The 13099-nt window shown below is 64.5% G+C and carries 13 protein-coding genes; 4 read left to right on the top strand and 9 right to left on the bottom strand.

Annotated elements, in window-relative coordinates:
- Window positions 1-8 precede the first annotated feature (8 nt).
- The 6 genes from leuC to QMB55_RS07130 all read right to left on the bottom strand — a co-directional run bounded on the left by leuC (window position 9) and on the right by QMB55_RS07130 (window position 5661).
- Window positions 9-1433 (bottom strand): 3-isopropylmalate dehydratase large subunit, encoded by a 1425-nt coding sequence (leuC, locus tag QMB55_RS07155; protein ID WP_497587995.1) that lies wholly within the window; start codon window positions 1431-1433, stop codon window positions 9-11.
- Window positions 1434-1539: 106 nt separating this feature from the next.
- A complete protein-coding gene (locus QMB55_RS07150; protein ID WP_497587994.1) occupies window positions 1540-2376 on the bottom strand; it encodes a M48 family metallopeptidase in 837 nt (278 codons plus the stop codon).
- Between the two features lie 19 nt (window positions 2377-2395).
- A complete protein-coding gene (locus tag QMB55_RS07145) occupies window positions 2396-3577 on the bottom strand; it encodes an MFS transporter (protein WP_497587993.1) in 1182 nt (393 codons plus the stop codon).
- A gap of 70 nt (window positions 3578-3647) precedes the next feature.
- Window positions 3648-3899, bottom strand: coding sequence for an HP1242/YdcH family protein (locus QMB55_RS07140; RefSeq protein ID WP_497587992.1), 252 nt, complete (start codon window positions 3897-3899; stop codon window positions 3648-3650).
- Between the two features lie 138 nt (window positions 3900-4037).
- Window positions 4038-5141, bottom strand: coding sequence for a chorismate synthase (aroC, locus tag QMB55_RS07135; protein WP_497587991.1), 1104 nt, complete (start codon window positions 5139-5141; stop codon window positions 4038-4040).
- A 91-nt stretch (window positions 5142-5232) separates the two neighbouring features.
- On the bottom strand, window positions 5233-5661 hold the full coding sequence (locus QMB55_RS07130) for a GFA family protein (protein ID WP_497587990.1): 429 nt from the start codon (window positions 5659-5661) through the stop codon (window positions 5233-5235).
- Between the two features lie 76 nt (window positions 5662-5737).
- Here QMB55_RS07130 and QMB55_RS07125 point away from each other — a divergent pair, with 76 nt between their 5' ends.
- The gene (locus QMB55_RS07125) at window positions 5738-5905 is read left to right on the top strand and encodes a hypothetical protein (protein WP_497587989.1); all 168 of its coding nucleotides are present in this window, start codon (window positions 5738-5740) and stop codon (window positions 5903-5905) included.
- Between the two features lie 61 nt (window positions 5906-5966).
- Here QMB55_RS07125 and ilvN read toward each other — a convergent pair whose 3' ends face one another.
- A complete protein-coding gene (gene ilvN, locus QMB55_RS07120) occupies window positions 5967-6275 on the bottom strand; it encodes an acetolactate synthase small subunit (protein ID WP_497587988.1) in 309 nt (102 codons plus the stop codon).
- Window positions 6276-6278: 3 nt separating this feature from the next.
- On the bottom strand, window positions 6279-7979 hold the full coding sequence (gene ilvB, locus QMB55_RS07115; protein ID WP_497587987.1) for an acetolactate synthase large subunit: 1701 nt from the start codon (window positions 7977-7979) through the stop codon (window positions 6279-6281).
- A gap of 497 nt (window positions 7980-8476) precedes the next feature.
- Here ilvB and QMB55_RS07110 point away from each other — a divergent pair, with 497 nt between their 5' ends.
- Window positions 8477-10486 (top strand): putative bifunctional diguanylate cyclase/phosphodiesterase, encoded by a 2010-nt coding sequence (locus QMB55_RS07110; RefSeq protein ID WP_497587986.1) that lies wholly within the window; start codon window positions 8477-8479, stop codon window positions 10484-10486.
- A gap of 57 nt (window positions 10487-10543) precedes the next feature.
- Window positions 10544-10894, top strand: a complete 351-nt coding sequence (locus QMB55_RS07105) for a hypothetical protein (RefSeq protein ID WP_497587985.1) — start codon at window positions 10544-10546, stop codon at window positions 10892-10894.
- On the opposite strand, the gene QMB55_RS07100 is transcribed toward QMB55_RS07105, so the two are convergent.
- A complete protein-coding gene (locus tag QMB55_RS07100) occupies window positions 10884-11492 on the bottom strand; it encodes a LysE family translocator (protein WP_497587984.1) in 609 nt (202 codons plus the stop codon). The two genes, QMB55_RS07105 and QMB55_RS07100, sit on opposite strands and share 11 nt — an antisense overlap.
- A 134-nt stretch (window positions 11493-11626) precedes the next feature.
- Here QMB55_RS07100 and QMB55_RS07095 point away from each other — a divergent pair, with 134 nt between their 5' ends.
- Window positions 11627-13078, top strand: a complete 1452-nt coding sequence (locus QMB55_RS07095) for an aminotransferase-like domain-containing protein (RefSeq protein ID WP_497587983.1) — start codon at window positions 11627-11629, stop codon at window positions 13076-13078.
- The last annotated feature ends 21 nt before the right edge of the window (window positions 13079-13099 follow it).

Genomic DNA, 13099 nt, shown 5'->3' with positions numbered 1-13099 from the left:
TCCCCTTCTCACAGTCCAAGTTCACGCACGTCGGCAAAACGCCCGGCGATCGCCGCGGCGGCCGCCATCTGCGGGCTCACGAGGTGCGTCCGCCCTCCTGGCCCCTGCCGCCCTTCGAAATTGCGGTTCGACGTCGAGGCGCAGCGCTCACCCGGCTCAAGCCGGTCGGCGTTCATCGCCAGACACATCGAGCACCCCGGCTCACGCCACTCGAAACCAGCCGCGACGAAAATCTTGTCCAGGCCTTCGCGCTCGGCCTGCGCCTTGACCAGCCCCGAGCCCGGGACGGCCAGCGCCAGCTTGACGTTGGCAGCGACGTGACGCCCCTTGACGACGGCGGCCGCAGCGCGCAAATCCTCGATGCGTGAGTTGGTGCATGAACCGATGAAGACCTTGTCGATCCTGATCGACTGGATCGGGAGGTTGGGCGTAAGCCCCATGTATTGCAAAGCCCGCTCCATCCCTTCACGCTTGACGGCGTCGGTCTCCTTAGCCGGATCGGGTACGGTGTCGGCGATCGAGACGACCATCTCGGGCGAGGTACCCCAGGTCACCTGCGGCAGGATGCGCTCGGCGCGCAAGTCGATGACGCGGTCGAAGCTCGCCCCTTCGTCCGAACGCAAAGTGCGCCAGTAGGCCACCGCCCGGTCCCAGTCCTCGCCCTTGGGCGAGAAAGGGCGGTCGCGCAGGTAATCGATCGTGGTTTGGTCGACCGCCACAAAGCCCATGCGCGCGCCGGCCTCGATGGCCATGTTGCACAACGTCATGCGCCCTTCCATCGACAGACCACGGATCGCGCTACCGGCAAACTCAATCGCATAGCCCGTGCCGCCCGCCGTGCCGATGACGCCGATGATCGCCAGCGCGACATCCTTGGCAGTAACGCTCCGGCCGAGCATGCCCTCGACGCGGATCAGCAGGGTTTTGGATTTTTTCTGCACCAGGCACTGCGTCGCCATCACATGTTCGACCTCGGAGGTGCCGATGCCATGCGCGAGACAGGCGAAAGCGCCGTGCGTCGAGGTGTGCGAATCGCCGCAAACCACGGTCATCCCGGGCAAGGTCGCGCCGTTCTCCGGCCCGACCACATGAACGATGCCCTGGCGCGGATGCTTGAACGGAAAATAAGCCAGCGCCCCCTGTTCGCGGATGTTGGCATCCAGCGTATCGACCTGCAGGCGAGCGACGGGATCGTCAATTGCCGCCGTACCCTCGGCCTTGTCCCAGTGGTCGGTCGGCGTGTTGTGGTCGGCCGTGGCGACGATGGAACTGACCCGCCACGGCTTGCGGCCTGCCAGCTTGAGCCCTTCGAAAGCTTGCGGGCTGGTGACTTCGTGCACCAGATGCCGGTCGATGTAGATCAGGGCCGTGCCGTCGGCCTCTTCGTGCACCACGTGGCTTTGCCACAACTTGTCGTAAAGGGTCTGCGCCATAAATCAGAGAACCATCCGAAGGAAATTTGCGTTTCGATTATCGCACGGGGCAAAAACCCTGTCATCATTGCATGAAACAGCCATTTCCGAGCAACATCCTGTCTCATTACTGCTTTTTTGAAGCACCATATAGCGGACGAACACGCTCAGAGTAGTCCCGCAGGTCGTCGATCCGCGTTGCATTCGACGGATGCGTAGACAACCACTGCGGCGGGCTACCGCTCGAGGCACGCGCCATTTTCTGCCACAAGGAAATGGAGGCCGCCGGGTCATAGCCGGCGCGTGCCGCCAACTCGACGCCGATCCGATCGGCTTCCTGCTCCATTCCACGTGAGTTCGGACGCATGAAGGCCAGATCCCCGGCGGTCCCCAGCACATTCCGTCCGATGCTGGCGTCGATGCCGTAATAAGCGCCGATCAGCGCCCCTCCGATGGCGGCCGCGGCGCCGACTCCGGCGGACTGCCCTGCCTTTTCCCGCCCATGCTCGCGCAAGGCATGGGCGATCTCGTGCCCCATCACCGCGGCCAACTCGTCATCGGTCAGTTGCAGTCGCTCAATGATCCCGGTATAGACCGCAATTTTCCCGCCTGGCATGCACCAGGCATTGAGCTCGTTGGAAGAAATGACATTCACTTCCCAACGCCACCCCGGCGCGTCGGAACGAAACGCACCCGTGGCGGCAGTCAGCCGCGTCGCGATGCCACGCACGCGCTGCACGACTGCCGGATCACGATTTAAACGATTGGCGTTCTGTGCCTGCTGCAAGGTCTTGCGATACGCCGCTTCGGCCGATTGATTGACCTCGGCCGCGGACAGCAGCATCGTCTGTTCGCGCTCAACCCCGACCGCGCCGCTGGCGGTCGTCTTGGTCTGCACGCAAGCGCCCACAGCCAGCGACATGCCCAACAGCAAGACTACGACACGGCAAGGAAAACGACGCATCCAAAGACCTCCATAATGCTCAAGAAGACCGTACAACGCGCGACCCCGGCGGCGCGCCGACATCGTCCGCGCGCACCCAGCGGGCGACGACCCAATACCCGAACAAGGCAAAAAGCGAGCTGACTGCAAAGGTCAGTTCGCCGCCGAGACGATCCCACAACGCTCCACTCAGGAGGCCGCCAACAAGACCGCCTGCGCCGAAGGCAATGCCCGAATACAAGGCTTGCCCGCGCCCGCGGGTCGCCCCGGTGAACCAGCGGTTCACCGCCGCGATGGCCGCCGCATGACAGGCGCCAAAGGTCAGACCATGCAGCAACTGCGCGAATGCCAATACCGCCAGCGAACCGACGCCGTAGCCGATCAGCACGAAGCGCAACACCGCGGCGGCAAGACTGAAGAGCAGGATCGTCCGCAGGTCGAAACGCCGCATCACGCGCGCCATCACCAGGAAGACGCCGATCTCGGCCAGCACGCCCAGCGTCCACAAGGCGCCGACCACGGACTTGCTGACCCCGTGCGCGTCGAGGAACAGGGTGTAGAAAATATTGAGCGCACCGTGCGCCGCGGTCATCGCAAAACACCCGACGAACAGCGCCCGCACATGCGGCAAGGCCAAGACGTCCCCGAGACTCGGATCGCTGACCGCGTGCGGCAAGGGCTTGGCCTCGGTCAGCCGGGCAGAGCTGCCGAGAATGACCAGCAGCGTAAACAGGCACAGCCACGGCAGACTGGTGACCGGTAGGAAATCGAGCAGTGCGCCGACCACCAGCACGGCGACGACGAAACCGATCGACCCCCAGAGACGAATGCGACTGTAGCGTGGCGCCTGTTCGCGCAGGTGATCGAAGGTCAGGGCCTCGACCAAGGGCATCGAAGCCGACCAGAAGAAGGCAAAGACGGCCATCGCCGCCAGCAAGGGCTCAAAGCGCTGGCTGATGAAAAACACCAGGAAGCTCACGCAGGCGACGGCCCCGGTCGTTCGCACGATCATCAAACGACGCCCGCAGCGATCCGCCACGCCGCCCCAGACATAAGGCCCGCACAGGCGCATGAGCTGCATCTGCGACATCAGCAAACCGATGTCCCAGGCCGAAAGCCCCAAGCTTTGCAGATAGAGGGCGAAATACGGCGAGAAGACGCCGAGGAAGGCGTAATAGCTGAAGTAGTAGGCGGACAGGCGCCAATATGGAACTGCATGCATCCAGCCATCTTACCGGATGCATCGGGCACGCCCCAAGGGGCGTGCGGCGAACGGAAGAAAAACAGTGGGATCAGCTGGGATTGCAGTGCTCAACGAGCATCTTGTACATCTTGTCCTTGAGCCAGACCCGTTGCTTCTTCAGGTTTTCGAAGGCAACGTCGTCGATCGGCAGATCATCTTCCTCGAGCCGTTCGACCTTATGCGTCAACTGGTGATACTGATCGTACATCTGGCAGAAGTAACTATCGGAAGTCCTGAGCGTCCGGATGGTATCGACAAACTCAGGAAACTCCCGAAACAACTCGTGATGCTCGACTTGCATGATCGTGCCCTCTCTCGCTCTTTGGACGACTCCTGCAAAGCCGTCCAATCCGGTTGAAAAAACGACCTTGATTGCCAAACCGCACGCCTAATCTACCACTTCCTCCAGGAAAGTGTAGCCCCCCGCCACACGCCTGATTCAGGCGGCCGCAACGCCCGGAATCCGGGGCGTCGAGCAAGCCACGTCGCCACACTGCGCACGCTGGCGCAAGGCGTGATCGATGAGCACCAGAGCCAGCATCGCCTCGGCGATCGGCGTTGCACGGATGCCGACGCAGGGGTCGTGACGACCGTGCGTTTCGACCGTGGCGGCCTGCCCGGCCCGGTCGATCGTCCGGCGCGGCAAACGGATGCTCGAGGTTGGTTTGATCGCCATGCTCACCGCGATCTCCTGCCCGGTCGAAATGCCGCCGAGCACACCGCCAGCGTGGTTGGAAAGAAAGCCTTGCGGCGTCATCTCGTCGCCGTGCTCGCTGCCTTTCTGGGCAATGCAGCCGAAACCGGCGCCAACTTCGACCCCTTTCACCGCGTTGATGCCCATCATTGCGTAGGCGATCTCGGCATCGAGCCGGTCGAACACCGGCTCGCCCCAACCGGGCGGAACCCCGCGCGCGACGACGTTGATCCGAGCCCCGATCGAGTCGCCCGACTTGCGCAAGGCGTCCATGTAGGCCTCAAGCTCGGGCACCACCGCGGCATTCGGGGCAAAGAAGGGATTGCGATCGATCTCGGCCTCGTCCACGAAAGGAATCTCGACCGGCCCGAGCTGGCTCATCCAGCCGCGGATCACGATGCCATGGCGCTCGCGCAGCCACTTGCGGGCAATCGCCCCGGCCGCAACGCGCACCGCGGTTTCGCGCGCCGACGAACGGCCGCCCCCGCGGTAATCGCGGAAACCGTATTTTTGCGTATAGGCGTAGTCGGCATGCCCCGGACGGAAGGTCTCGGCGATGTTGCCGTAATCCTTGCTGCGCTGATCCTCGTTACGGATCAGGAGGGCGATCGGCGTCCCGGTACTGCGCCCTTCAAAGACGCCCGACAGGATCTCGACGCTGTCAGACTCCCGCCGCTGAGTGACGTGGCGCGATGTGCCGGGCTTGCGGCGGTCGAGTTCAAGCTGGATGTCGGCCGCGCTGATCTCGAGTCCGGGCGGGCAGCCGTCAACGACACAACCGATGGCCGGGCCATGCGACTCGCCAAAGGAGGTCACGGTAAACAGGGTGCCGAAGGTATTGCCGGACATAGCGCACAAGGGGGAGGATGGACGGGGCAAAAAGTGTAGCACAGACCCCGGCCGCCCCTCGCCGTCCGCCACGGCGCCCGCGGCCGACGCCTTAAGCGGGCGCGGGCTGCGGTGGCGGCAGGGTGTCGAACTTCGCCGTTTCCGGCGCCATGACGTCCCAAGCGTGGGCACTGCGCGTGTAGATGTCAGCCTGTGGCCGATAACGCGACGGGTCGTCGAGCGTTCCCGCTCGCAACCCGACCCAGTCCGGCATACCGTCGCTGCAGGCAAAGAGTTGCGAGCCGCAAACCGGGCAGAACGAGCGCCGGGCGACGAAACCCCGGTCGCCCTGCTTGGCGTATTCGCACACCTCGCCAACAACCTTGAGCGCCGCAGCGGGCACCATCAACACCGGCAGGTAGGCCGAACCACTGGCCCGCTGGCAATCGCGGCAGTGACAATTGACGGCGAACATCGGTTCCGCCGTACACTCGTAACGTACCGCACCGCACAGACACGCGCCCCGGATCGGATCCGCCATGACAATAATCCCCGTACGAAATGGAGTCGCCCTGAAGTCTAGCGCAAATGCATAACACTGGAAACGAGGAGCGCCCATGACCGGGGAACGCAACAAACCCGAACCGCCCAAGCCACGCGACAGCAAGCGTGCCCCGGAGCCGCTCCCGGGGGCGCACGCCGCAAACCGCCGTTGGCAGCGCAACGTCCGCTTCAACTGGGACAACAGCGGGCGAAAAGGCGGCGGACACGGCGGCCGGCGCTAAGCCCAGCCCGCCGCTTAGGGTAGCTCGCCCGGCGGCGGCAATCGACCTCCGGGCGCCACCCTTACTGGAAGAACTCCTCGAGCCGCTCGAAGACGGCGTGCTCGGTGCCATGACGGCGCACGGCCAGCACATCCTCGAGCTTTTCCATCTGCCGCACCATCTGGTCCAGGCGTTCGTCCTCACCGACCGCCAGCCAGATGCGGCTGGTGCTCCCGTCGCCGACCGGCATGCACAAAATGCCCTCGACGTTGAAGGCACGGCGCGAGAACAACCCGACCACGTGCGACATCACGCCAGCATGGTTATTGACGTCAACTTCGAGCACCGTCCTGGGCATGGCGCGTTTTTCGTTTCGGTTAAGCGAGTTCATCGTTCAGTCTCCGATCATTTCGAGGTTGGCGGCGCCCGGCGCGACCATGGGCAGCACCTGCTCCTGGACATTGATGCTGGCGTGGATGAACACCGGGCCGCGCAGCGAAAAAGCCTCGCGCAAGGCCGCCCGGGCATCGGGCGCGGCGTCGAGATCGAGGGTGCGCCAGCCGAAGCCGGCGGCAACGGACAGAAAATCGGGAACGCCCTTGAACTTCGAGGCAAAAATCCGCTCCCCATAGAACAACGTCTGCTGTTGAAAAACGAGCCCCAGTGAGGCGTTGTTCATCAGCACGATTTTGACGTTGGCATTCTCTTCGGCGGCCGTGGCCAACTCCTGCACGTTCATCAAGATGCTGCCGTCGCCGGAGAAACAGACCACGGTCCGCTCCGGTTCGGCAAGCGCCGCGCCGATCGCCGCCGGCATGCCGAAGCCCATCGTCCCGAGGCCGCCGGACGTCAGCCACTGGCGCGCCCGGCGCAGGGGATAGGCCTGGGCGACCCACATCTGGTGCTGCCCCACGTCGGTGGCGATCGTGGCCGTGTCGTCGAGGCAATCGGCCACAGCGCGGATCAGCCCGTACGGCGTGCGCGGATCGTCGATTCCGGGCATGCGCAGCGGGTGCTCGGCTTTGAGCGTCGCGACGCGACGGCACCAGTCGCCGCGCCGCTGCGTCGGCAGCAGCGCGGACAGCCGCTCGAGCACAGGCTTCACGTCGCCGCGCAGGCCGACATGCGCAGTCTTGATCTTGTCGATCTCAGAACGGTCGATGTCGATGTGGATGATCCGTGCCTGCGGACAGAAGGCCGCGACCTTGCCGGTGGCCCGGTCGTCGAAACGGGCGCCGACGGCAATCAGCAGGTCGCACTCGTCGAGTGCATAGTTGGTGCAGCGCGCCCCGTGCATGCCCAGCATGCCCAGCGAAAGACGATGATCGACCGGCATCGCGCCCAGGCCCATCAGCGTCATCACCGTCGGCAGATCGCACTGTTCGGCAAGCGCCACGGCCTCAGCTGCTGCCCCCGAATGCACGACCCCGCCACCGAGGTAAAGGATCGGGCGTTCAGCCGACTCGATCATCGCCGCCGCCCGCTCGATCAGCTTGGTCTCGGGCAGCGGGGCGATGTCGGGCCGCCCCGGTTCGGGCCAGTGCGTCACCTCGATGATCTGGTTCTGCACGTCCTTGGGAATATCGACCAGCACGGGCCCAGGGCGCCCCGAGGCCGCGAGGCGGAAGGCACGCGGAATGACGTCGAGCAGTTCCTGCGCCGAGCCGACCAGGAAATTGTGCTTGGTGATCGGGATCGACAAGCCGTAGGTGTCGACCTCCTGGAAAGCGTCGGTACCGATCATCGATTTAGGTACTTGGCCGGTAATGGCCACCAGGGGGATCGAATCGAGCTTGGCGTCGGCGATCGCCGTGATGAGGTTGGTCGCCCCCGGCCCTGAAGACGCGACACAGACCGCCACTTCGCCGCTGACCCGCGCCATGCCCTGGGCCATGAACCCGGCCCCCTGCTCGTGCCGGGCCAGGACGTGTTCGATCGACGTCGATTGCGACAGCGCATCGTAAAACGGCAGGATGGCGCCACCTGGAATCCCCGCCAGACGACGCACGCCCTGGCGTTCAAGCAGGCGCACAACGATCTGCGCTCCAGACAATCGCTCCGCAGGCGGACTGGGCATCGTGGACATCGTGGTCATTGCTTTCTCCTCAAAAAAACTGCTGCATGAGCCGGGAGGACGAAGCGGAGGCCAAAATGAAAACCCCCGCTCGGTTGGCACCGGCGGGGGTTGGAAGTCTGAAGTCTTGTTTCTCGCTGACTTTTGGCTGGCTAGATCCCCGTCGGTACGGTGCGTACGGATACGCGTACTACACGTACCAGGCGTACGACGAGCGCAAGCAGAACCGAACGCGCGGACGACAGCACACGCGCCGCTGCGGGAGCGGAAGCGAATGAGGTGCTGCGTGCAGTTTCGGACATGGTGATTACGTTCGACTCGGGGAAGGACATTGATCTTGCGGACTCATTAGAAACGAGCCCGAGAAAAAAAACAAGATCGTTGCGAGTAGGGGGATTCATTGAGGCATTTTCGGGCGATTTTTTCACTTTCTGAGCCAAAGCCTCGACGGTCGCTTGCCAAGCCTCACTGCGCTCGGCATCATTCGCGCACCCTCTCGTCATTTCCGTGCCCAAACCATGCTTTACAAGGAATCGCGCCGCCTCGGACAGATCACGCGGGCCGGTTTCATTGCACTGGCGTTAATCGTCATCGGCCAGTTGGCGTTCAGCGCTTGGAGCCTGCTCGCCCTGCACCGAGACATGAGCACCGAGTTGGTCAGTTTCTCCGACCATCAGCTCGAGGCCCTGGAACTCAAGGTGCTGATCGGCGAAGTGCGCCGGCACGAGAAGGACATTCTGCTCGCCGCCGCCGAGCGCGGCGACGCCTGGTACGCCGCTCGACAGCGCTGGCGCGACAGCCTGGCGCAGTCCTTCGCCCAGATCGCCAAGCTGCAGACCGAGGTCGCAGAAGGAACCGGGCAACTCAAGGTCGAGGTCGGCGAAATCGAGACCGGATTGAAGGCCTATGCACAGGGCGTTGAGGCCGTCATCGCCGATTTCGACACACCCAGAGCAACAACCCCACAAGCCGCCAACCGCGCTTTGAGCGAAGCCAAAGCGTACGCTTATACGATCGCGCACAAACTTGACGACATCGTCGAGAAGGCCGAGGAAGAGGAGCAACACACCCTCACCCACCTGAACCAGCAACGCCAAGTTCTGCTCATGACCTTCGTCGGCATTGGCGTAATCTGCCTCGTCCTCTGCCTAGTGCTCAGCCACCGGATCACGCGCAGCAGTCTGTCGATCAGTCGCAGTCTCGAACACCAGGCGCTGCATGACACCCTCACCGGTCTGCTCAACCGGCGGGGTCTCGCCGCCAGCATGAACGCCGACACGGCGCGCGGCGGTGCCCTCGCCTACATCGACCTCGACCGCTTCAAGCTGGTGAACGACCTCTGCGGCCACACTGCGGGCGACGACCTGCTCGTCGAATTGACCGAAAAACTTGGCGCCTGCTGCACCCGCCACCAGGCGGTCATCGCCCGGGTCGGCGGCGACGAGTTCGCCGTATGGCGAGGCGGCGACACGAACCTCGACGCAGCACGCCGACTGGCCGACGAAATCATTCTCCTCATCGAAGAACATCACTTCGCCTGGCTCGGCCAGCCGATGCCGCTCGGCGCTTCGGCCGGGCTGGCCCTGGCCGGGCCCGGCTACCTCAACCGCGAGGTTGTCGCCCGCGCCGACGCCGCGTGTCGCCTCGCCAAACAACCCGGCAGCCCCAAGGTACTGGTTTACGAAGAAGCCGACCCGGCGCTCAATCGTGCGCGCCAGGAAGAATTGTGGGCCGCCCGCCTGCCGCAACTGATTCGCGACGGTCGCTTCCGGCTCTATGGCCAGCGCGTCGTCCCGCTCCGGAACGACCGCGGCCACGGCCACATCGAAGTCCTGTTGCGCGGACTCGACGATCACGACCAGATCGTCAGCCCCGGCACCTTCCTCTCCGCCGCCGAACGCTTCGGCTTGATGCCCAAGATCGACCGCTGGGTGATCGAAACCCTGCTCGCCGGGCAGCTCGACCCCGACTGCGAATACGCGGTCAATCTCTCGGGCCAGACCTTGATGGACAAGCACTACCTGCCCGAGCTCGAAGCCCTGCTCAAGGCCTCGGGCAAAGCCCACCAGATCAGCTTCGAAATCACCGAATCGGCAGCGATGAGCGGGATCGACACGGCACGCGAATACATCCGGCGACTCAAGCTGCTGGGGTGCCGTTTCGCGCTCGACGATTTCGGCAGCGGTTTTTCTTCGTTCGCCTACCTGCGCGACTTGCAAGTCGACTTCCTGAAGATCGACGGCAGCCTGGTGCGCGTCCTCGGGCGCGACGACGCCGACGCCGCGCTCGTCCAGGCCATCGTCCAGATGGCGCAGACGTTGGGTCTCAAGACCATCGCCGAGTTCGTCGAGACCCCGGCCATTGCCGCACAACTCGCCGGCATGGGCGTCGATTACGGCCAGGGCTACGGACTCCACCGCCCCGAGCCGCTCGCTGTAATTGCAAGTCCGGCGACGTTACACCCCGAGACAAACGCCGCACAAAAAACGACAGACGGCACTCAACCCGCACCGGGCGAAACCCGTTAACGAAGGCAACGGCCGGACAAAATCAACCGCCTCCCGGCCGGGCAGGAGGTTCCGATCATGTCAGCCACCATCCGCACCTTCCAGGTCGACGGCAAGTGCTACAAGCACGTGATGAACACCGCCATCGACGCTGTCGAACTGCACGACGAAAACGATGCGGTTCTGCTCGTCTTCGGCGCCGACGCCAAGGTCAGGACCCCGACCGGGCGGATGGGCGACTTTCACGTCGAACCGGTCGACGGCGCCTTACGCTGGATCTACTACGACCTGCAGCGCCAGACCTGCCTGATCCTCAGCCCCGACCGCCACAGTGCCGAAGTCGAAATTTCGCGCCGCTACCTCAGTCCCGACAACCCACCGCTCCCGTCCTGGGAAATGCCTTCGACATCGATTGGGGTCAACGACTGAAGGCTTCGTCGATCGCGATCCACACCGCGGTGGCCGCCAGCAAAAATGCCATCGTGTAATTGAACATCCGCAAGACGCGCGGCTCGGCCAAACGCTGGCGCAAACGATCGCCGATCACCGCCCAGAGCGCGATGCACGGCAGGTTGATGACGATGCAGACGGCCGCCAGAGAAAGTGCCGCCGCCCAGCCGCCACCGCGCGGCAAGAAGAGCAGCACGGTGTTGAACACCATCATCCAGCCCTTTGGATTGCCCCACTGGAACAAGGCCGCGCCGAGAAACCCGAGCGGTTTCGCCCCTCCGGAGCGCCCGTTCTGCCCGGGCTGCGCGGCATGCGCCTGGCGCCAGGCCAGCCACAGCAGATAGACGCAACCGACCAGCACCAAGGCCAGACGCCAACGCGTCAGCGCCCCCATCACCCAAGCCAGGGCGCTGGCCACCAGCAGCACCTGGAAACCGTTGCCGAAGCTGACCCCCAGCATGTGCGGCAAGGTCCGCCGAAAACCGAAATTGACGCCGCTCGCGGCCAGCATCAGGTTGTTCGGCCCGGGCGTCACCGACATCGTGGCGACGTAACTCAACAAGGGAACATCGATCATGGCCTTCTCCTGAGGGTAACGAGGCCCTTCACTGTAACGGCCGCGCATAAATGGATACAGCACCAGAAAAAGCAATTTATACTAGGCACAGATCGCATTTTTTCATCCTGTTTCCATCATTTCGAGGACGCCCTGTGCCCCCTGCCAAATCCGCGCCGCGCAAAGCGCTGTACCAAGCGCTCGCCGATGAGCTGCAAGGCGCCATCGATGACGGCCGCCTGGCGGCGGGCACGCGCCTGCCCTCAGTGCGCGAATCGGCAACAAGCCGCCGCCTGAGCATCAACACCGTCCTCGCCGCCTACCGACAACTCGAAGCACACGGCTGGATCGAAGCCCGCCCGCAGGCCGGATACTTCGTGCGCGCCCGCCTGGCCGCCCCGGCCAGTGGGCCCGCGTCCACGACTCCGCCCACCGCCCGGCATGCGGAAAGCGCCGTCCTCGACCGCATCGCCCGCATGGTGGCCGCGCAATCCGACCCCGACGTCATCGATCTTTCGCTGGCCTGCCCGAAAAGCAGCGATTTCTACCCCGGCAAGGCCCTGGCCCGCCTGGTGGCCGAGCACGCACGGCGCCAGCCGGCGCTGCTCACCGACTACGCCTTCCCGCCCGGTCCGCTACGCCTGCGCGCCGCGATCGCGCGCCAGGCCGTCGAACTGGGGATGGTGCTGCAAGCCGACGACATCCTGCTCACCAACGGCTGCATGGAGGCCTTGCAGTTGGCTTTGCGCGCCGTCACCCGGCCGGGCGACACGATCGCCGTCGAATCGCCGACCTATTTCAACCTGATTTCGCTGGCCGAACACCTTGGTTTGCGCACCATCGAAGTGCCGACCCACCCCGGGCGCGGGATTTCGCTCGAGGCACTCGAACTCTTGCTCGCCGACGGACGCGTCCAGGCCGTGGTTGCCATGCCCAGCATCCACAACCCGCTCGGCACCAGCATGCCGGTCGAAGCCAAGCGCGCACTCGCCGCGCTGGCCGCGCAGTACCGCGTCCCGGTCATCGAGGATGCGCTGTACGCCGAACTGCAGTACGCGACGCCCTTGCCGCCGACGGTCAAGGCCTTCGACGCCGAAGGCTGGGTCATCCTGTGCACCTCGTACTCGAAAACGCTGGCGCCCGGCCTGCGCGTGGGTTGGATGCACGCCGGGCGCTTCAAGGAGCGAGTCGCGGCGCTCAAGTTCAGCGCCTCGATCGCGCAGCCCGCGTTCTTCGCCGAAGTCATCGCCGCCTTCTTGGACAGCGGCGGCTACGCCGCCCACTTGCGTCGCCTGCGCCGGATCAACGCCACGTACGTCGAACGCCTGCGCGGCCTGATCGAGACTGCCTTTCCGGCCGGCACGCGCGCCACCGAGCCGGGCGGCGGCTTCATCGTGTGGGTCGAACTGCCCGCCGCCTGCGACGCCAACCGGCTGTGCGACGACGCCCTCGCCCGCGGCATCACGATCACGCCGGGCACCTTGTTTTCACCGTCGGGACGGCACCGCCACCACGTCCGCCTGTCGGCCTGCCACCACTTCACCGACCGCTACATCCACGCCTTGATGACGCTGGGCGAACTCGCGCAACGCCAGCTCGACGCCTGAACGAGGCGTCGAGCTGGCGGG

It is taken from the genome of Propionivibrio sp. (assembly GCF_041441355.1).
Lineage (GTDB): Bacteria > Pseudomonadota > Gammaproteobacteria > Burkholderiales > Rhodocyclaceae > Propionivibrio.
The sequence above is the reverse complement of the archived record's forward strand: the minus strand, read 5'-3'. Positions and strand labels throughout refer to the sequence as shown.